This is a genomic window from Enterobacter cloacae complex sp. P16RS2 (assembly GCF_014982155.1).
Lineage (GTDB): Bacteria > Pseudomonadota > Gammaproteobacteria > Enterobacterales > Enterobacteriaceae > Enterobacter > Enterobacter cloacae_M.
Genome location: NZ_JADCKW010000026.1, coordinates 91453 through 109948, shown reverse-complemented (window position 1 = coordinate 109948; position 18496 = coordinate 91453). Strand labels below are relative to the sequence as shown.

At 59.0% G+C, this 18496-nt stretch carries 18 protein-coding genes; 6 read left to right on the top strand and 12 right to left on the bottom strand.

What is annotated here, in order from left to right:
* Positions 1–153: 153 nt before the first annotated feature.
* From treR to nrdG, 5 genes are all read left to right on the top strand, one after another.
* Positions 154–1101 (top strand): trehalose operon repressor TreR, encoded by a 948-nt coding sequence (treR, locus tag INF68_RS17105; RefSeq protein WP_126786247.1) that lies wholly within the window; start codon positions 154–156, stop codon positions 1099–1101.
* Between the two features lie 128 nt (positions 1102–1229).
* A complete protein-coding gene (gene treB, locus INF68_RS17100) occupies positions 1230–2648 on the top strand; it encodes a PTS trehalose transporter subunit IIBC (RefSeq protein WP_029739268.1) in 1419 nt (472 codons plus the stop codon).
* A 51-nt stretch (positions 2649–2699) separates the two neighbouring features.
* Positions 2700–4343 (top strand): alpha,alpha-phosphotrehalase, encoded by a 1644-nt coding sequence (gene treC / locus INF68_RS17095; RefSeq protein ID WP_126786246.1) that lies wholly within the window; start codon positions 2700–2702, stop codon positions 4341–4343.
* Positions 4344–4719: 376 nt separating this feature from the next.
* Entirely contained in the window at positions 4720–6858 is a 2139-nt protein-coding gene (nrdD, locus tag INF68_RS17090) for an anaerobic ribonucleoside-triphosphate reductase (RefSeq protein WP_023310191.1), read from the top strand.
* Positions 6859–6987: 129 nt separating this feature from the next.
* Entirely contained in the window at positions 6988–7452 is a 465-nt protein-coding gene (gene nrdG / locus INF68_RS17085; protein WP_126786245.1) for an anaerobic ribonucleoside-triphosphate reductase-activating protein, read from the top strand.
* A gap of 32 nt (positions 7453–7484) precedes the next feature.
* Here the strand turns inward: nrdG and INF68_RS17080 are convergent, their stop codons facing one another.
* The 12 genes from INF68_RS17080 to pmbA all read right to left on the bottom strand — a co-directional run bounded on the left by INF68_RS17080 (position 7485) and on the right by pmbA (position 18215).
* Positions 7485–9395: a transcription antiterminator gene (locus INF68_RS17080; RefSeq protein ID WP_126786244.1), complete on the bottom strand. Its 1911-nt coding sequence runs from the start codon at positions 9393–9395 to the stop codon at positions 7485–7487.
* A 22-nt stretch (positions 9396–9417) separates the two neighbouring features.
* Entirely contained in the window at positions 9418–10554 is a 1137-nt protein-coding gene (locus tag INF68_RS17075) for a lactonase family protein (RefSeq protein ID WP_126786243.1), read from the bottom strand.
* A gap of 82 nt (positions 10555–10636) precedes the next feature.
* Positions 10637–11377, bottom strand: a complete 741-nt coding sequence (locus INF68_RS17070) for a KDGP aldolase family protein (protein ID WP_126786242.1) — start codon at positions 11375–11377, stop codon at positions 10637–10639.
* A complete protein-coding gene (locus tag INF68_RS17065; RefSeq protein WP_193525368.1) occupies positions 11374–12492 on the bottom strand; it encodes a DgaE family pyridoxal phosphate-dependent ammonia lyase in 1119 nt (372 codons plus the stop codon). Before INF68_RS17065 ends, INF68_RS17070 begins: the two co-directional genes overlap by 4 nt.
* Positions 12476–13609, bottom strand: coding sequence for an amidohydrolase/deacetylase family metallohydrolase (locus INF68_RS17060; RefSeq protein WP_109845724.1), 1134 nt, complete (start codon positions 13607–13609; stop codon positions 12476–12478). The genes INF68_RS17065 and INF68_RS17060 overlap by 17 nt, the downstream gene beginning before the upstream one ends.
* A 42-nt stretch (positions 13610–13651) precedes the next feature.
* Positions 13652–14293 carry a DUF4310 family protein gene (locus INF68_RS17055; RefSeq protein WP_023310183.1) on the bottom strand — a complete coding sequence of 214 codons (642 nt, stop codon included), beginning with the start codon at positions 14291–14293 and terminating at the stop codon, positions 13652–13654.
* A 13-nt stretch (positions 14294–14306) separates the two neighbouring features.
* Positions 14307–15083 (bottom strand): DUF4311 domain-containing protein, encoded by a 777-nt coding sequence (locus INF68_RS17050; RefSeq protein ID WP_023310182.1) that lies wholly within the window; start codon positions 15081–15083, stop codon positions 14307–14309.
* Between the two features lie 22 nt (positions 15084–15105).
* Entirely contained in the window at positions 15106–15405 is a 300-nt protein-coding gene (locus INF68_RS17045; protein WP_006810338.1) for a DUF4312 family protein, read from the bottom strand.
* 2 nt (positions 15406–15407) lie between these two features.
* A complete protein-coding gene (locus INF68_RS17040; RefSeq protein WP_023293430.1) occupies positions 15408–15770 on the bottom strand; it encodes an SFCGS family glycine-rich protein in 363 nt (120 codons plus the stop codon).
* Positions 15771–15780: 10 nt separating this feature from the next.
* Positions 15781–16119 carry a glycine dehydrogenase gene (locus INF68_RS17035; protein ID WP_025911967.1) on the bottom strand — a complete coding sequence of 113 codons (339 nt, stop codon included), beginning with the start codon at positions 16117–16119 and terminating at the stop codon, positions 15781–15783.
* 315 nt (positions 16120–16434) lie between these two features.
* The gene (gene cybC, locus INF68_RS17030; RefSeq protein ID WP_008501412.1) at positions 16435–16821 is read right to left on the bottom strand and encodes a cytochrome b562; all 387 of its coding nucleotides are present in this window, start codon (positions 16819–16821) and stop codon (positions 16435–16437) included.
* A 41-nt stretch (positions 16822–16862) separates the two neighbouring features.
* The gene (pmbA, locus tag INF68_RS17025; RefSeq protein ID WP_126786240.1) at positions 16863–18215 is read right to left on the bottom strand and encodes a metalloprotease PmbA; all 1353 of its coding nucleotides are present in this window, start codon (positions 18213–18215) and stop codon (positions 16863–16865) included.
* A gap of 95 nt (positions 18216–18310) precedes the next feature.
* Here pmbA and INF68_RS23275 point away from each other — a divergent pair.
* On the top strand, positions 18311–18496 hold a 186-nt coding region (locus INF68_RS23275), incomplete at its 3' end, for a DUF615 domain-containing protein (RefSeq protein WP_227412741.1).

Sequence of the window (18496 nt, the reverse complement as noted above, 5' to 3'; positions counted from 1 at the left end):
TACAGGGATTTAGGCATACCCTTTATGACGATTCGGGCGGTATTATACCCCCCTGCAAATAAACCGAACGTAAACCAGACTTTGCCCATAGCGAAATCGCGCTATAGCATTAGGCTCAATTCACTACATCGTCGTTGTTACAGGGAATACAGCATGCAGAACCGCCTTACGATTAAAGACATCGCGCGTTTAAGCGGCGTGGGGAAATCGACCGTCTCACGCGTGCTGAACAACGAAAGCGGCGTCAGCGAACGCACCCGCGAGCGCGTTGAGGCGGTCATGAATCAGCACGGTTTTTCCCCTTCCCGCTCCGCGCGCGCCATGCGCGGGCAGAGTGACAAAGTCGTCGCCATCATTGTCTCGCGTCTGGACTCTCTGTCGGAAAATCTCGCCGTGCAGACCATGCTGCCCGCCTTCTACGAGCAGGGGTATGATCCGATCATGATGGAGAGCCAGTTCTCTGTGCAGCTGGTTGAAGAGCATCTGGGCATGCTCCAGCGGCGCAACATTGACGGCGTGGTGCTGTTCGGTTTTACCGGCATTAAGGACGAGATGCTAAAACCCTGGCAGCCTTCGCTGGTGCTGCTGGCGCGCGATGCCCACGGTTTTGCCTCCGTCTGCTATGACGACGAGGGCGCGATTATCGCCCTGATGCAGCGCCTGTTTGACGAAGGCCATCGCCACATCAGCTTCCTCGGCGTCCCGCACGCGGACGTCACCACCGGCAAGCGCCGTCATGAGGCCTACCTGGCTTTTTGCAAAAAGCACAATCTCTCCGCCGTGGCCTCCCTGCCGGGGCTGGGCATGAAGCAGGGCTACGAGAAGGCCGCCAGCGTTCTGACGCCGCAGACCACCGCGCTGGTGTGCGCCACGGATACCCTGGCGCTGGGTGCGAGCAAATATCTGCAGGAGCAGCGCATCGATAACCTGCAGGTGGCGAGCGTCGGCAGCACGCCGCTGATGAAGTTCCTGCACCCGGAGATCATCACCGTCGATCCGGGCTACGCCGAGTCCGGCAGACAGGCCGCCGCGCAGCTGATCGAGCAGATAAACGGGCGTTCAGAGCCCCGTCAGATCGTCATTCCCGCTCACCTTTCGTAACCCCTCTAAAACAGATTATTGTGATCTTCGCCTGATTTCGGGAACGTTCCCATTTTCGCCGTCACGCTGAAGGAGTAGGCTTGCGCTCAGGTCATTACACCCCTCACCATCTGTCATGAGGTTTCATGATGAGTAAAGTCAAACAAGCAGATATCGATCGGCTGATCGTCCTGGTCGGCGGACGCGAGAACATCGCCACCGTCAGCCATTGCATTACCCGCCTGCGCTTCGTGCTGAACGATCCGGCCAAAGCCAACCCGAAGGCCATTGAAGAACTTTCCATGGTCAAAGGCTGCTTCACCAACGCCGGGCAGTTCCAGGTCGTTATTGGTACCGAAGTGGGCGATTACTATCAGGCTCTGCTGGCGACAACCGGACACTCCTCCGCCGATAAAGAGCAGGCGAAGAAGGCTGCGCGCCAGAATATGAAGTGGCACGAGCAGCTGATTTCCCACTTCGCGGAAATTTTCTTCCCGCTGCTGCCGGCGCTGATCAGCGGGGGCTTAATCTTAGGCTTCCGTAACGTCATCGGCGATGTACCGATGAGCGACGGCAAAACCCTGGCGCAGATGTATCCGGCGCTGAAAACCGTTTACGATTTCCTGTGGCTGATTGGCGAGGCGATCTTCTTCTATCTGCCGGTCGGGATTTGCTGGTCCGCGGTGCGCAAGATGGGCGGCACGCCGATTCTTGGTATCGTGCTGGGCGTCACGCTGGTCTCTCCACAGTTAATGAATGCTTACTTACTTGGTCAGCAGGTGCCTGAGGTGTGGAACTTCGGCCTGTTTACTATCGCCAAAGTGGGCTATCAGGCGCAGGTCATTCCGGCCCTGCTGGCGGGTCTGGCGCTGGGCTTTATTGAAACGCGCCTGAAACGCATCGTGCCCGATTACCTCTATCTGGTGGTGGTGCCGGTCTGCTCGCTGATTCTGGCGGTGTTCCTGGCGCACGCCTTTATCGGTCCGTTTGGCCGCATGATCGGCGACGGCGTGGCCTTCGCGGTGCGTCACCTGATGACCGGCAGCTTCGCGCCGATTGGAGCCGCACTGTTTGGCTTCCTGTACGCCCCGCTGGTGATCACCGGCGTGCACCAGACCACGCTGGCCATTGATATGCAGATGATCCAGAGCCTCGGCGGCACGCCGGTCTGGCCGATTATCGCCCTGTCTAACATTGCCCAGGCGTCAGCGGTGACCGGCATCATCATCGTCAGCCGCAAGCACAACGAGCGTGAGATCTCCGTTCCGGCGGCCATCTCTGCCTACCTCGGCGTCACCGAACCGGCGATGTACGGTATCAACCTGAAGTACCGCTTCCCGATGCTCTGCGCGATGATCGGTTCCGGTCTGGCTGGCCTGGTGTGCGGTCTGAACGGCGTGATGGCGAACGGGATTGGCGTCGGCGGCCTGCCGGGCATTCTCTCCATCCAGCCCGCTTACTGGCAGGTGTTTGCCCTGGCGATGGCCATCGCGATTATCGTCCCAATGGCGCTCACCACCGTGGTTTACCAGCGTAAGTTCCGTCAGGGCTCGCTGCAGATTGTTTAACTTCTTCTTTCGGGGCGCAGTTGCGCCCCTTCGCATTTGCAGGAACGCATTATGAATACCCTTCCTCACTGGTGGCAGAACGGCGTCATCTATCAGATTTACCCAAAGAGTTTCCAGGACACCACCGGCAGCGGCACCGGCGATCTGCGCGGCGTGACGAAGCGTCTGGACTACCTGAAAACCCTCGGCATCGACGCCATCTGGCTGACGCCGTTTTATATCTCCCCGCAGGTGGATAACGGCTACGACGTGGCGAATTACACCGCCATCGACCCGGCCTACGGCACGCTGGATGATTTCGACGAGCTGGTTGCCCGGGCGCACGAGCGCGGCATCCGCATCGTGCTGGATATGGTGTTTAACCACACCTCCACGCAGCACGCCTGGTTCCGCGAGTCGCTGAACAAAGCGAGCCCGTACCGCCAGTTCTACATCTGGCGCGACGGCACGCCGGAGCAGCTTCCCAACAACTGGCGCTCCAAGTTTGGCGGCAACGCCTGGCGCTGGCACGCCGAGAGCGAGCAGTATTACCTGCACCTGTTCGCCCCGGAGCAGGCGGACCTCAACTGGGAGAACCCTGAAGTGCGCGCGGAGCTGAAAAAGGTGTGCGAGTTCTGGGCCGATCGCGGCGTGGACGGCTTGCGTCTCGACGTGATTAACCTGATTTCGAAAGATCAGGATTTCCCGGACGACAACACCGGAGACGGCCGCCGCTTCTACACAGACGGGCCGCGCGTTCACGAATATCTGCAGGAGATGAGCCGGGACGTCTTCACCCCGCGCAACCTGATGACGGTGGGCGAGATGTCCTCAACCTCGCTGGAGAACTGCCAGCAGTACGCCTCGCTCGACGGCAGCGAGCTGTCAATGACCTTTAACTTCCATCACCTGAAGGTGGACTACCCCGGCGGCGAAAAGTGGACTAAGGCGAAGCCGGACTTCGTGGCGCTTAAAACCCTCTTCCGCCACTGGCAGCAGGGCATGCACAACAGGGCCTGGAACGCGCTGTTCTGGTGTAACCACGATCAGCCGCGCATCGTGTCGCGCTTTGGTGACGAAGGAGAATACCGCGTACAGGCCGCGAAGATGCTCGGCATGGTGCTGCACGGCATGCAGGGGACGCCGTATATCTACCAGGGCGAGGAGCTGGGGATGACCAACCCGCACTTCAGCCGCATCACCGATTACCGCGACGTGGAGAGCCTGAACATGTTCGCCGAACTGCGCGCCAACGGCCGCGAACCTGAGGAATTGCTGGCGATTCTGGCGAGTAAGTCCCGCGATAACGGGCGAACCCCAATGCAGTGGGACGCGTCGCACAATGCGGGCTTTACCGAGGGCGAGCCGTGGATTGGCGTCTGCGATAACTACGAGACGGTGAACGCCCGCGCCGCGCTGGACGACCCGGATTCGGTGTTCTACACCTACCGGTCGCTGATTAGCCTGCGCAAAACCCTGCCGGTGCTGACGTGGGGAGATTATCAAGATCTCCTTCCGGAACATCCTTCCCTTTGGTGCTACCGTCGTCAGTGGCAGGGGCAGACGCTGATAGTGGCGGCAAACCTGAGTCCTACGCCGCAGGAATGGCAGACAGACGCTCTCAGCGATAGGTCGCAGGCGCTGATGAGTAACTACCCGGAACCGCAAACGACGTCACTCCGTCCGTTTGAAGCCGTCTGGTGGTTGCAGCAGTAACTTTCCCTGCCGGGTGCGGCTCAGCACCCGGCTTACTTTACTGTTTTTGTTGAATAATTAATCAGATTTTTCTCGCGCGCCTTTACAATCGCTGAAGCGCCCGTCGTTTGTACTCTCGTCTTTTTACTTTGTTCTGCATCAAATAAATCGCAAACATGTTTGATGCAAATCACTATATGTAGCACTTAAAATGCACGCCGACCCAACATCTTGTATTTATCGTCTACTATTCCAACAACAAGACGGCGCTTACGCTGGCCGGAATTGTGGATAACACGAGCTGGGAACGCGGGAAGTCTTTGGCCCGGCGGGGAATACGCCCGGTTATTACTTCTCCACCTCTGTGGATAACCTGTTTTCAAAAAATGGAGTGATCATGACACCGCATGTGATGAAACGTGATGGCTGTAAAGTGCCGTTTAAATCAGAGCGCATCCAGGAAGCCATTCTGCGTGCAGCTAAAGCAGCGGGAGTCGATGACGCAGATTACTGCGCCACCGTCGCAGAAGTCGTTAGCAGCCAGATGAACGAACGCAGCCAGGTCGATATCAACGAGATCCAGACCGCGGTTGAGAACCAGCTGATGGCGGGGCCTTACAAGCAGCTGGCGCGTGCCTACATTGAGTACCGTCACGATCGTGACGTGCAGCGTGAGAAGCGCGGTCGTCTGAACCAGGAGATCCGTGGCCTGGTGGAGCAGACCAACTCCGCCCTGCTCAATGAAAACGCCAACAAAGACAGTAAAGTGATCCCGACCCAGCGCGACCTGCTGGCCGGTATCGTCGCCAAACACTATGCCCGTCAGCACCTGCTGCCGCGCGACGTGGTGTCGGCGCACGAGCGTGGTGAAATTCACTACCACGATCTCGACTATTCGCCGTTCTTCCCCATGTTCAACTGCATGCTGATCGACCTGAAGGGCATGCTGACCCACGGTTTTAAAATGGGTAACGCCGAGATTGAACCGCCAAAATCAATCTCCACGGCCACCGCCGTCACCGCGCAGATTATCGCCCAGGTCGCCAGCCATATTTATGGCGGCACCACGATTAACCGCATTGATGAAGTGCTGGCCCCGTTCGTGACGGCAAGCTTCAACAAGCATCGTAAAACGGCCGAAGAGTGGCAGATCCCGGACGCCGACGGCTACGCGCACTCCCGCACCGAGAAAGAGTGCTACGACGCCTTCCAGTCGCTGGAGTATGAGGTGAACACGCTGCACACCGCCAACGGCCAGACGCCGTTTGTAACCTTCGGGTTTGGTCTGGGCACCAGCTGGGAATCACGCCTGATCCAGCAGTCCATCCTGCGCAACCGCATTTCCGGCCTCGGCAAGAACCGCAAAACGGCGGTGTTCCCGAAACTGGTATTCGCTATCCGCGACGGCCTGAACCACAAGTTTGGCGATCCGAACTACGACATCAAACAGCTGGCGCTGGAGTGCGCGAGCAAGCGCATGTACCCGGACATCCTGAACTACGATCAGGTCGTCAAAGTGACCGGTTCGTTTAAAACGCCAATGGGCTGCCGCAGCTTCCTCGGCGTGTACGAAGATGAAAACGGCGAGCAGATCCACGACGGGCGCAACAACCTGGGCGTCATCAGCCTGAACCTGCCGCGCATCGCGCTGGAGGCGAAAGGCAATGAAGCGGAATTCTGGACGCTGCTGGACGAGCGTCTGCAGCTGGCGCGTAAGGCGCTGATGACCCGCATTGCGCGCCTTGAAGGGGTCAAAGCCCGCGTCGCGCCGATCCTCTATATGGAAGGGGCCTGCGGAGTGCGTCTGAAAGCGGACGATGACGTGTCTGAGATCTTCAAAAACGGTCGCGCGTCGATTTCGCTGGGCTATATCGGTATTCACGAGACCATCAACGCATTGGCTGGCGACACGCATATGTACGACAGCGAGGCCCTGCGTGAGAAAGGCATTGCGATTGTTCAGCGCCTGCGCGACGCGGTAGACCAGTGGAAAGAGGAAACCGGCTACGGGTTTAGCCTCTACAGCACGCCGAGCGAGAACCTGTGCGACCGCTTCTGCCGTCTGGACACCGCCGAGTTCGGGATCGTGGAAGGCGTGACCGACAAAGGATATTACACCAACAGCTTCCACCTCGACGTGGAGAAAAAGGTGAACCCGTACGACAAGATCGACTTCGAAGCGGCGTATCCGCCGATCGCCAGCGGCGGCTTCATCTGCTACGGCGAGTACCCGAACATTCAGCACAACCTGAAGGCGCTGGAAGACGTGTGGGATTACAGCTATCAGCACGTGCCGTATTACGGGACCAACACGCCAATCGACGAGTGCTACGAGTGCGGCTTTACCGGCGAGTTCGAATGTACGAGCAAAGGCTTTACCTGCCCGAAATGCGGCAACCACGATGCGGCCCGCGTATCCGTGACCCGTCGCGTATGCGGCTATCTCGGCAGCCCGGACGCGCGTCCGTTTAACGCCGGGAAGCAGGAAGAGGTGAAGCGTCGCGTGAAGCATTTGGGGAATGGGCAGATCGGGTAAGTTCTGCGCAGGGTTCTACCCCTCTCCCTCAAGGGAGAGGGAACCGATCGAGCACATTGCTAAGCCTGACTCCGGTTTTCTCCCTCTCCCCGTGGGAGAGGGCCGGGGTGAGGGCATCAGGTTAACGCTATGAACTATCACCAGTACTACCCCGTCGACATCGTCAACGGCCCCGGCACCCGCTGCACCCTGTTCGTTTCAGGCTGCGTCCACGAATGCCCTGGCTGCTACAACAAAAGCACCTGGCGCTTAAATTCCGGCATGCCGTTCACCGCCGAAATGGAAGACCGGATCGTCAACGACCTGAACGACACCCGCATCAAACGCCAGGGGATCTCGCTCTCCGGCGGCGATCCGCTGCATCCGCAAAACGTGCCGGATATCCTGAAGCTGGTGAAGCGCATTCGGGCTGAGTGTACGGAAAAAGATATCTGGGTCTGGACAGGCTACAGGCTGGATGAGCTGAACGCGCAGCAAATGGAAGTGGTGGATCTGATTAACGTCCTGGTCGACGGCAAGTTCGTGCAGGATTTAAAAGACCCGTCGCTGATTTGGCGCGGCAGCAGCAACCAGGTTGTGCATCATCTGCGGTGAACAAAGGCGGATGTTGTCCGTCCGCCCTTACCTCAAAACCGACTCAAACTCTCCATTGCCACCGCCTTAAATTCGGCAAAGTCACTGCAGCTACAGAGCCGCGACATCGCCCGTTCACGCAGGAAGGTGACGAAAATATCATAAATCGCCATCGCCTCTTCGTACTCGCTTTTGCTGATGGCGAGCAGGAAGATGACGTGCGCGGTTTCGTCTCCCCACTGAACGCCGTGCGGGGCGAGCACGGTATAGACCACGGTTTTCTGCGCTAAAAGGCCGAGGGAGTGCGGTAGCGCGATGCCGTCGCCGAGCATGGTGCTGACGATGGCTTCACGCTCAACAACCGAATCCAGGAACTCCGCGCCGACAAACCCCTCGCCTTCAAGCTGCGCGCACAGCTCGCGAAACAGCGTTTGCTGGTCAACGGGCTTGTCGATAATGCGGAAATGGGCCGCGTCGAAGTATTTATCCAGCATCCACGGGCGGGTGCGGTCCACCAGCACCAGCTTGCCGATCTGCTCTAACTGGTAATCGGTCGGGAACGGGGCGATCGTCACCACCGGTTTGGACTTTTCGCTGACGCGGGCGGTGGCGATCACAAAGTCTTCGCCAATGGTTTCCGCCAGCTCGTACTCGCGCAGGGTGAGCGTGCGGGCCACCTCAATTTGCGGGTACTTGCGCTGTAGCACCGCTTCAATCATGCGGACCATGGCATTACCTGCGTCGCACACCAGCAGCACCCGCGGCTGACGCTGGTAGCCGATGTTGTAGTGGCGCTCCAGCCCGACGCCGATATGCAGCACCAGGAAGCCGATTTCGTTTTCGCTGATCACATAAGGCGTGTATTTTCCCCAGCTCGACACCGCCGCGAGGGTCATGTCCCACGCCATCGGGTAGTGCTGCTTGATGTTATCCAGCAGCGGATTGGGGATCATGATTTGATACCGCACGCGGGTGATCATGGTTTTGATGTGCGTAAGCAGGTCCGCGTGCAGCTGCGCGTCGCTGAGCAGATTGTAGTTATAGTGGGTGTTGATATAGCGCAGGATGTAGTTGACCAGCGCTTCGTCGTCATCCGCGTTAATTGCGCTCGGGGCAATCTCCTGAATCTGCCGCGCCGCAATGTGCACGCACAGCCAGCTCTCCTCTGATGGCGAAAGCGCCTTGCCCGCCAGCTGCTGGATGGTGACGGCGATATCCTTAGCCGCCTCGCGCACGTTCTCTTCCACGTCTTCGGCGTGGAATTCCGGCAGCGGGTAGCCCTCGCTGATGCGACGTACCGATACCGCGCAGTACAGGCGCAGGAACAGCTCGCCTTCATCGGTCAGGCGAATGTGGTGGCGCGTCAGGGCGTCGTGCAGCACCGGCACCATCTGCTCCGCCACGCCCGCATTCAGCGCCACATCGGTCACCAGCGGGTTCAGGCTGTCCTGCTGCGCCAGCTCCCAGAGCAGATCGGTCAGGCACGCGCGGGTCGACATCTCGCTGCCAAACAGCTTCATGCCGTGGCGCGGACGCGTTTCCAGCGTCAGGTTATAGCGGTGAAACCACTCGCGCACTTCGGCCATGTCGCTTTGCAGCGTGGCGCGGCTGACGAACCACTCGTCCGCCAGATCCTCGAGCTTAAGAGAAAATGCCGAAGTCAGAAAACGCACCACCAGATAGTGCACGCGCTCCGGCCCGGTCCGGGGAATACGCAGCGCGCGCGGGTGGGATGCCTGCAGCTGCTGGTAGCGCTGGGCATCATCAATTTTGAGCTGATAGCCGTTGCCCCGGCTCAATATAAACTGCGCGCCGTGGCCTGCCAGCAGCGCGTTCAGGGCGGTGATATCGGCACGGACGGTTCGCGTGGAGACCGACAGCCGCTGCGCCAGCTCGTCCTGCGGCAGCGTCTCGTTTTGCAACAGATCGAACAGTTGCGCTAAACGTTGGTTCGGAAATCGCACGGGCTTGTCCTCTTATTACAGCTTAAGGTGAAATGACCATCTGGGATGGGCTGCCGACCGGGGTATAGTCTGGCTCGAAGCTCAATTTCCCGTCCTGCGCCACGCGGAAACGGGTGATGTTGTCGCTGCGCTGGTTCATGACGTACAGCCAGCGCCCCTGCTTATCGAGCGTCAGGGTGCGCGGGTAGTCGCCGCGCGTCCAGACGTCGTCCTGATGCGTCAGCGTTCCCTCCGCTGTTACGGTAAAGTGCCCGATGCTGTTATGCAAACGGTTAGCCACATACAGCTGTTTACCGTCGGCGCTTAATGCGAGCCCGGCAGCAAAGCTGGTGCCTTTGTAGCCTTCCGGCAGGGCTGAAAGCGTTTTGCCCTCTTTTAAGGTGCCGTTGGTGCTCACGGTATAATGGGTGAGCGTAGACGCCTCTTCGTTAATCAGCCACAGGGCATCGCCTTTTGGCGTAAAGACAAAGTGGCGCGGCCCGGCGCCTTTTGAGGAGGCGTTGATAAACGGCGGATCGTTCGGCGTCAGCTTTCCTGTTCGATCGTCAAAACGGTACTGGTAGAGGCGATCCAGCCCAAGATCGGTGGAAAAGACGTATTTCCCGCTCGGATCGGCGGCGATCATGTGCGCGTGTGGGCCGTTATGATCGCTGATGGCAAAGCTGCCCTCCGCTGCCGCTTCCGGCTTCGCCGCGCCCGGCTCGCCCTGATCCTGATGCTTATCCGTAGCCTCACCCAGGCTGCCGTCTGCTTTAACGGGCAGCACTGCGATAGATCCGCTGACGTAGTTCGCCACCAGAAGGTGGCGACCGTTCGGCGTCAGCGACAGGTAAACCGGCCCCGCGCCGCCGGAGGCCACCTGATTCAGCTCGCTCAGCTGGCCGTTATTCCCCACCCGCAGCGCCTGCACCACGCCCTGCTCCACTTCGCTTGCCAGATACAGCGTTTTGCCGTCGTGCGAGACGGCCAGCTGCGCGGCGTTCGGCAGCCTGCTCACCAGCGTTTTATTCGCCAGCGCGCCGCTTTGCGGGTCAACGGTGAAGCGGTACAGCCCTTCGCCGTTGGGGTTGTAGGTGCCCACCCAGGCATATTGCGGCTGGGCGATAGCGGCGGTGGCGAACATTGAGAGTGAAGCAACAAGCAGGGTACGGGTATGCATGGTGGCTCCTTCAGGTTTGTGTGTTTTTTTTCCCTCACCCCTGCCCTCTCCCAAAGGGAGAGGGTTAGGGTGAGGGCAGATACTACTTAACCAGCTTCTTCGTCATCGCAAGCAGCGTACGCACGTCTTCCGGGCGCGTGTCGCCGCTGGCTTTGTCGATAATCGAGCTGTAAATATGCGGGATGATTTTGCTCACGCCCGCGTCGAGGGCGATCTGCAGGATCTCCTCATAGTTTTCCAGATCGATACCTCCGGTCGGCTCCAGCCAGAAGTCGTGACGGGCGCAGGCTTCCGCCACCGCTTTGTACTCGTCACGGCACTTGAGGCCGCCCATCGGGAAGTATTTGATGGAGCTGCCGCCGAAATCCTTCAGCAGGGCAATCGCGGTTTCAACCGGCACAATGCCGTCCGGAGCGTTGCTGCTCAGCGGTCCGGTGGAGATTTTGACCACCCCGACGGTGCCGGTTGGAGAGACCAGACCGTTGACCACCGACTCATTCTGCCCCAGCAGCGCGCGGCTGGTGGCCACGCCGGTAAAGACCTGGTTGACGTGCTGCGGCTGCACCTGACGGGAGATCTCGCTCACCATCGCCGACTGGTTCGGATCCCCCGCGCCGAGGCCGACGGAGAGGGCGTTATCAATCAGCGCGGCGTATTCGCGCATGTCCGCCACGGCGCTCGCCACGTCCGGGTAATTTTTGGAGAGCACGCCCACCAGCACGTGACCTTCCGCCGCCTCGTAAATGGCGCTGGCGTTGGCTTTCGATCCTGCCAGCACGTTCAGGCAGACGCGGTCACGGTAAAAGTTGGGGGTCAGTTTCATGCTTTATTCTCCTGTCCTAATACTTCGCTAATGCGGCGGTAGACGATGTTCAGCTGGTCAGCGTTCACGCTGCGCACGTCCGCCTCGATAATCCCTTCGTTGGCCTTGTAGCCACGGAAGTAAATGGCGTATTCGCCCTGCTTCAGCTTCGCCACCAGATCGCCCGTGCCGACGCCGGTCGTGGCTTCGTCGAACTTAATCTCGGTACGGGCGATATCTCGACCGGCGCTGTCCCAGACCACGCGCGCGGTCACGCCGTTCAGGGTGTTGAGCGCCTCGATAAACGGCGTCATCTTCGCCACCATCTCGGCCCCGCTCTCTTTGGTCGCGGTAAGGTAGTGTTCGATGGCGCAGGTCAGGCCGAGGATCCCCTCTTTGCCCACCTTCATCGCGCGGCCAATGCCCGCGGTCTGACGCTTCACCCACTCAACGTACTGGGTTTTGCCGATCACCAGCCCGCTGGTGGGGCCTTCAATCGCCTTCGCGCCGCTGTAGATCACCAGATCGGCACCGGATCTGTAGTACGCGTGCAGATCTTCTTCCGCCGCCGCATCGACGATCAGCGGGAGATCGTGCTTGCGCGCCACGACAGCCGCCTGCCCAACGCTGAGCATGCTTTTCTGCACGCAGTGGTGAGATTTGATGTAGAGGATCGCCGCCGTGCGCGGGGTGATCGCCGCCGCCAGCTGATCGGCGGAGCATTCGTTGGCATAGCCCGCCTCCACCAGCTTGCCGCCGCCCAGCGCCACCATGGTGCCCACCGGCGCGCCAAAGTTCACGTTGTGGCCTTTCGGCAGAACGATTTCGTTGTTCTCAATCGGGGTCACGTGCAGGTTTTCCAGCAGCCAGTCGCTGTCTTTGACCAGCACCGCCGCCACCGACTGGGCTATGCCCGCCGATGCGCAGGAAACTACCGTCGCGCCTTCCACATCCAGCAGCTTCGCGATGTGTTCCCCGGTTTTATTGACCAGATCCTTCATCTCGAAATAGTGATTCATGCCGTCCATCGCCGCCTGCACTACTTCCGGGCGCGGCGTGGAGACGCCCAGCGCCGTCATTCGGCCAGATGTGTTGATAACCTGCTTTAAATGGTACTTCTCATAAATCGAAGGCATGTTCCGTGCTCCCTTGTTCGGTCATGTAGCCCTTGCCCGCGCGGATCGCGGCAAGCGGCACCAGAATGTGTTCAGCCTGCAGGCTGTCGTTTTCGGCATCCGTCAGCACCGTCGGCTGGCGTTTGAGCGTAAACAGCGTCAGGTCGGCGTCGAGACCCGGCTGAATGCGGCCCTTGCGCGCCAGGCGCAGGCCGTCGGCGGCGTTCGCAGTCACGCAGTCAATCACCTGCGGCAGCGACATGCCGATGGCGAGAAACTTCGACATCACGCTTGCCAGCGAGCCCACCGGGCCGTTGATGCGGTTGCGGCAGTAGATATCCGAGCTGATGGTGTGCGGCAGAATGCCCATCGCGATGGCGCGTTTCGCCACCTCAAAGCTGAAGCTCGCCGTGCCGTGGCCGACGTCCAGACGCACGCCGCGCTTCAGGGCGGAGGTGATGGAGGCGCGCAGCTCGCCGGAGGGCGTCAGAATGCGGTTGGGTTTGCCGTTGTAGCAGTGGGTGATGATGTCGCCGGAGCTCAGCAGTTCGGCAATTTCGTCGAGGTTCGGCGGGTTGTTGCCGATGTGCACCATCAGCGGCAGGTCGCCGTTCTCTTTCTGAATGGCTTTGGCGCGCTCCAGCGGCGTAATGCCATTTTCACCGACCACGCTGCTGCTCATGCGCGCCTTCAGGCCGACGATAAAATCAGGGTGGCGCTTCACCGCCTGCTTCACCGCGTCAGCGTCGATATTCGCCATGTTGGCCAGCTCGTTCTGGGCAATCAGCCCCACGCGGGAGATGTTCAGCAGGGCAAACACCTCGGTGGAGGCCCTGCGGGTGATGTCATAGAAATCGTCCACGTCGTCGGCACCGGTACTGCCCGCGTCCACTACGGAGGTGACGCCGGTGGCAATACCCACGCTGTCCGGCTCGTCGTGGTAAATCGGGGAGTTCGGGTAACAGTGAACGTGAGAGTCAATCCAGCCTGCGCTGACGAACACGTCGCCGTTAAGCTCCACCGTCTTGCGGGCGGGAGCGTCAATGTCGCCCGTCGCGGCAATTTTCCCGTCCTGAATGGCGATATCGGTCAGGGTATCGTCGGCAAGGCGCGCACGGCGCAGGAGTAAATCAAACATGAGGATCTCCTGATAAGGCGGGCGCCTGAGCGCCCGCGGGTATTAAAGGGCGACCGGGAACAGCCAGCCCAACAGCATCGCGCCGAGAATGGCGCCACCGGTGATCGGCTTCTGCCAGATGTAGAACACCAGCGCCCCCAGCAGGGAACCGACGCCGATAGGAATGGAGGCGGTCATGGCGCTGAGGATAATCAACGGCCCGAGGAAACGACCGGAGGCGTTACCCGCGCCCATCATCACGTCTGCGCCGTAGGTGGAGTTGCTCTGGTTGATGGTGAACTTACGCGCCAGGATGATGACGTAACCAATCGCCAGACCAATCACCAGGCCGGTAATCAGCGCGGCAATGAAGTTGGTCACCGGGAACATGATGCCCGCGCCCAGCAGCAGCGCCGGAACGCCGAGGCCCACGCCGGTCTGGATGGCGCCGCCGATGTCGAGAATCCCCACCAGCGACCCTTCGATAATACGGGCGAACAGGAAGCTCGCGCCGAACGCCGCCACCGCGCCGTAGACGCCGGTATCGATCCCCGCTTTCAGCATCGCCACGAAGGCCACTTCGTTAAACGCGCCGATGCCGTAGAGGTAGTACATGTGCGTCCCGGCGAAAACGCCGGAGGAGAGCAGGCCAACGAAGATCGGGAACGACCAGTCGGCATACCAAAAACCTTTATTCTGTTCCATGTAGAGGCTCCTGTTATTTACCGCTGAGCGAGTTGTGGATCATGTCGAGCCAGTTCGGCACGGTCAGATGGAAGGATTCGATCATCTTCATGTCGAAGCCGCGGAAGAAGCCGCTCAGCACGAAGAGCAGGACGATCGCCGCCATCATCACTTTGGTGACGTGGTTCCAGCCGCTCTCTTCCACGCCTTTCCCGATCAGGATCCCCAGCACCAGGCCCGGTACGGCGTTGCCCATGATCAGCTGCGCCGCGCCGCCAAAGATGGTGGCCCAGAAGCCCGATTTTTTACCCGCGTCGATGGCCGCCAGCCAGAAGATCACCGGCATCACGGTGTTCACCAGCAGGTTTGCCGCCGGTACCAGCACCTTCACGGCGGTGACCTGAAGCGCTGCCGGAACGGAGGAGGCGGTCAGGTTCAGGAAGGTGACGACGAGCATGCCAATCACGCCGCAGGCAATCGCCATTTTGCGCGGGTCGTGCAACGTTTCGCCGACGTTACGGTTTTTGATCATCAGTGCAGCAGCACCCCAGTTCGGGATGATGCGGTGGTCAACGTCCTGTGTGAAGGCACCTGCGGCCACGGAAGAGGCCCAGGCGTTAAAGAAGAAACCTAACCCAAAGGAGAAGTGGGACGCCGGATCCCCTTCACAGGAGTTCAGTTCCCCCAACGTACGAAACGCGCCCATACCCTGAGTGGTAGGCGCATGAAACATGCGTGCAGCCCCGGCGCCAACACCGACGCCAACCAGGCCGCCAATGATGAGCGATTTTATTAATATAATTAAGAACATCAGTCTGCCCTTTTATGAATAATCAGCGTTGCGTGACGAAATCCACCTGGTCAAGATTGATAGCGGTCACGTTGACGGTCACATCCAGCTCCACGCTGTAGGTGCGTCTTTCCCGGCGCAGAAAGAAGAACAGAAAGGCTTCTTTACGCACCGCTTCTTGCGCCTGAACGACCTGCACATCCTGTGGCTCAATACGCAGTAAGATATGCGGTGAGGCTTTCATCACCGCGGCCTGAACGTGGTTGAGCGCGTCGGCAAAGGCGCGCGCTTTGGCGTCGCCTTTGCCCTTCACTCTCACCGTGGTTGTGAACTGTTCTTTCATGCTTATGCGCCGTATTTCTTCTGCCACGCCTGCACCAGACGCTCGCCCAGCTCTTCTTTATCCATAAAGCCAAAGCCCAGCACGTTGCAGCCTTCGTTGATGGCGGTCACGCCCTCTTCCACGGAACGCATGCCGTATTTAGCCTTGTAGCCATATTTGGTTTGGGCAGTGATGGCACCCGCGCCGCCGCTGCCGCAGAAGGAGATGCCGAAGGTGGCATTTTCCGCTTTCATCACGTCGCCGAGCTTCATATCCGCTGCCATGCCCGGCACGACCACCGCGCGTCCACCTGCTTTTTCCACACCCGCAGCCACTTTCTGACCTTTACCCAGGCGATCGCCAATCACGACTGTAATCTGTTCCATGTGTTGCTCCTTAAAGGTTGTCTTTCGCGACTTCAAAGTGAACGGAGAGCAGCCAGGCTTCTTCATCAGGAAGATTGCCAAACTGCGCGACCACTTCACGGGCGAGCCGCATTGAATCCGGTGAAATTTCGTCAAACAACTCAGCTTCAACCTCCGGCAACGGCTCGCCGGTCACGGACCGGTGCGCCATTGCGCGCACGTGGGAGGTCAGCATCTGCTCCTGTACCGCATTGGGGATGATGTTGTTCCGGGCCAGCAGGGCATAAACCTGCTGCAGCATGGTGTTCGCGAGCTGTTCTGTTTGCTCCGCCTGTTCCCCAACGTCGTTCATTACCGCTCCGTTAATCACTGGTCTTACCCCGTTAATAGCTCTGGAATAAAACTAACGTTGGGGGGGAATTGTTTGTAGCGAGTTGTTTTCCACTTCGAAGTGGAAAGGCGAGCCGCAGCAGTGATCTGTGCCACATAAATGCGGTGAATCTGAATTAATGACGGTATTTGCGTGATGAATATCACGTATTCCAGCGGCAAAACGCGCGCCGGGGAAACGAAACGTTCAGGCGTGGTGACGCAAAAATGTGATGGCGATAGGGTTTACTTATTACCGCGTAAAAAAAACGGGAGCCACTGGCCCCCGCTGGTTGTTTGTCAGATGCGCGATCGGTTAACGGTATTTCTTGTGATACGTGTTACGGGTCGTCACAAACTGCTCGGCCGCCGCCTGGGCTTCCTTCACTTTGCCTTCGTTAGCCAGCTTCAGCGCGCCGTCGATCTGGCCGACCAGCACGTCAAAGCCGTGGCGGTAGTCTTTCATCTCTGCGCTGTCTGCCGCTTTGCTTTCCAGCTTCGGAGGCGTCGCTTTTTGTGCGTCCAGCGCCGCTTCACGCATTTTGGTCAGCGCGTCTTTCATTTCAGCCGCATTGTCGGTTTTCTGCACCACCTTCAGGTTTTGACCGAGGATGCCCATGTCGTCTTCAAGATCGGCAGCAAACGCAGAAGAGCCAAGAACCAGCGTTGAAGCCGCGACGATCGCTAACAGATGTTTACGCATTGCTCACTTCCTTTTTTATTATTAAAACGCCTTTACGGGTATTACTGACCGGCGATTTTCATTTCCGGCAGAAGTACAGAACCACACTGTATATTGCTACGTGTTTCAATATCGTTACCGACCGTAACGATATTGCGCCACATGTCCTTCAGGTTGCCGGCGATAGTAATTTCGCTCACCGGATACTGGATTTCGCCGTTTTCCACCCAGAAGCCCGCCGCGCCGCGCGAGTAGTCTCCAGTGATGCCGCTTACGCCCTGACCCATCAGCTCGGTGACTACCAGACCGGTGCCCATCTCTTTCAGCATCTGCTCAAAGTTCAGGCCCTGTCCGGCAATGCGCCAGTTGTGGATGCCGCCAGCGTGTCCGGTGCTTTTCAGCCCCAGCTTGCGCGCGGAGTAGTTGGTCAGCAGCCACTGGGTCAGAATACCGTCTTTGATGATATCGCGACGTTCGGTGCGCACGCCTTCGCTGTCGAACGGCGTGGAGGCCAGCCCTTTCAGCAGGTGCGGATGTTCTTCAATGGTGAGCCATTCCGGCAGGATCTGCTTGCCCAGCGAGTCGAGCAGGAAGGTCGATTTACGGTAAACCGAGCCGCCCGCGATAGCGCCCACCAGATGGCCAAACAGACCGGTTGCCACTTCGTTGGCAAAAATGACCGGGGCCTTCATGGTGGAGAGTTTACGCGGCAACAGGCGTGACAGCGTGCGTTCGGCACACTCTTTACCCACCCACTCAGGAGACTGCAAATCCCCCAGCGCGCGGCCAATGGTGTAGGCGTAGTCACGCTCCATGTCACCGTTCTCTTCGGCGATCACGCAGCTGGAGAGCGAATGACGGGTGGAGCAGTAGCCCTGCAGCATGCCGTGGCTGTTGCCGAAGACTTTGATGCCGTAGTGGCTGTTAAAGCTGCCGCCTTCGGTATTGGTGATGCGCTTATCGGCCTGCAGGGAAGCCTGCTCGGCGCGCGCGGCCAGTTCGATCGCTTCGTCCGGTGTCACTTCCGCCGGGTGGAAAAGATCGAGATCCGGCGCGTCAAACGCCAGCAGGTCTTTATCCGCCACGCCTGCGTAAGGATCCGGGGAGGTATAACGGGCGATATCCAGCGCAGCCTGCACCGTGCGGGCAATGGCATCCGGGCTGAGATCGGTGGATGACGCGCTGCCTTTGCGGTTCTGGTGATACACCGTGATCCCAAGCGCGCCATCGCTGTTGAATTCTACGTTCTCCACTTCACCATAGCGGGTACTTACGCTGATGCCGGTGGTTTTGCTGACCGCCACTTCGGCGCCATCTGATTTTTCTGAAGCAAGCATCAGCGCGGTGGAGACGGCTTCTTCCAGAATCTTACGCTGCGCTTCAACTTGTGAGGTTACTTTCATCGCAAATGCCATACTGTAAGAGAGAGTTAACTGAAGTCTAACAGAGAACCGTTTTTCAGTGCGCGTCTTAACTGGTAACATTAGCCTCTTTTTTTAAGGAGCCTGACATGACTAAGCAGCCCGAAGACTGGCTCGACGACGTTCCCGGTGATGACATCGAAGACGAAGATGATGAGATCATCTGGGTCAGTAAAAGTGAAATTAAACGTGACGCCGAAGAGTTAAAACAGCTTGGCGCGGAAATGGTAGAACTGGGTAAAAACGCGCTGGACAAGATCCCGCTCGACCAGGAT

Excerpts from the sequence above, each read along its gene's own strand:
- treR (WP_126786247.1), top strand. The coding sequence starts at position 154 with ATGCAGAACCGCCTTACGATTAAAGACATCGCGCGTTTAAGCGGCGTG.
- treB (WP_029739268.1), top strand. The coding sequence starts at position 1,230 with ATGAGTAAAGTCAAACAAGCAGATATCGATCGGCTGATCGTCCTGGTC.
- treC (WP_126786246.1), top strand. The coding sequence starts at position 2,700 with ATGAATACCCTTCCTCACTGGTGGCAGAACGGCGTCATCTATCAGATT.
- nrdD (WP_023310191.1), top strand. The coding sequence starts at position 4,720 with ATGACACCGCATGTGATGAAACGTGATGGCTGTAAAGTGCCGTTTAAA.
- nrdG (WP_126786245.1), top strand. The coding sequence starts at position 6,988 with ATGAACTATCACCAGTACTACCCCGTCGACATCGTCAACGGCCCCGGC.
- INF68_RS17075 (WP_126786243.1), bottom strand. The coding sequence starts at position 10,554 with ATGCATACCCGTACCCTGCTTGTTGCTTCACTCTCAATGTTCGCCACC.
- INF68_RS17070 (WP_126786242.1), bottom strand. The coding sequence starts at position 11,377 with ATGAAACTGACCCCCAACTTTTACCGTGACCGCGTCTGCCTGAACGTG.
- INF68_RS17065 (WP_193525368.1), bottom strand. The coding sequence starts at position 12,492 with ATGCCTTCGATTTATGAGAAGTACCATTTAAAGCAGGTTATCAACACA.
- INF68_RS17060 (WP_109845724.1), bottom strand. The coding sequence starts at position 13,609 with ATGTTTGATTTACTCCTGCGCCGTGCGCGCCTTGCCGACGATACCCTG.
- INF68_RS17055 (WP_023310183.1), bottom strand. The coding sequence starts at position 14,293 with ATGGAACAGAATAAAGGTTTTTGGTATGCCGACTGGTCGTTCCCGATC.
- INF68_RS17050 (WP_023310182.1), bottom strand. The coding sequence starts at position 15,083 with ATGTTCTTAATTATATTAATAAAATCGCTCATCATTGGCGGCCTGGTT.
- INF68_RS17045 (WP_006810338.1), bottom strand. The coding sequence starts at position 15,405 with ATGAAAGAACAGTTCACAACCACGGTGAGAGTGAAGGGCAAAGGCGAC.
- INF68_RS17040 (WP_023293430.1), bottom strand. The coding sequence starts at position 15,770 with ATGGAACAGATTACAGTCGTGATTGGCGATCGCCTGGGTAAAGGTCAG.
- cybC (WP_008501412.1), bottom strand. The coding sequence starts at position 16,821 with ATGCGTAAACATCTGTTAGCGATCGTCGCGGCTTCAACGCTGGTTCTT.
- pmbA (WP_126786240.1), bottom strand. The coding sequence starts at position 18,215 with ATGGCATTTGCGATGAAAGTAACCTCACAAGTTGAAGCGCAGCGTAAG.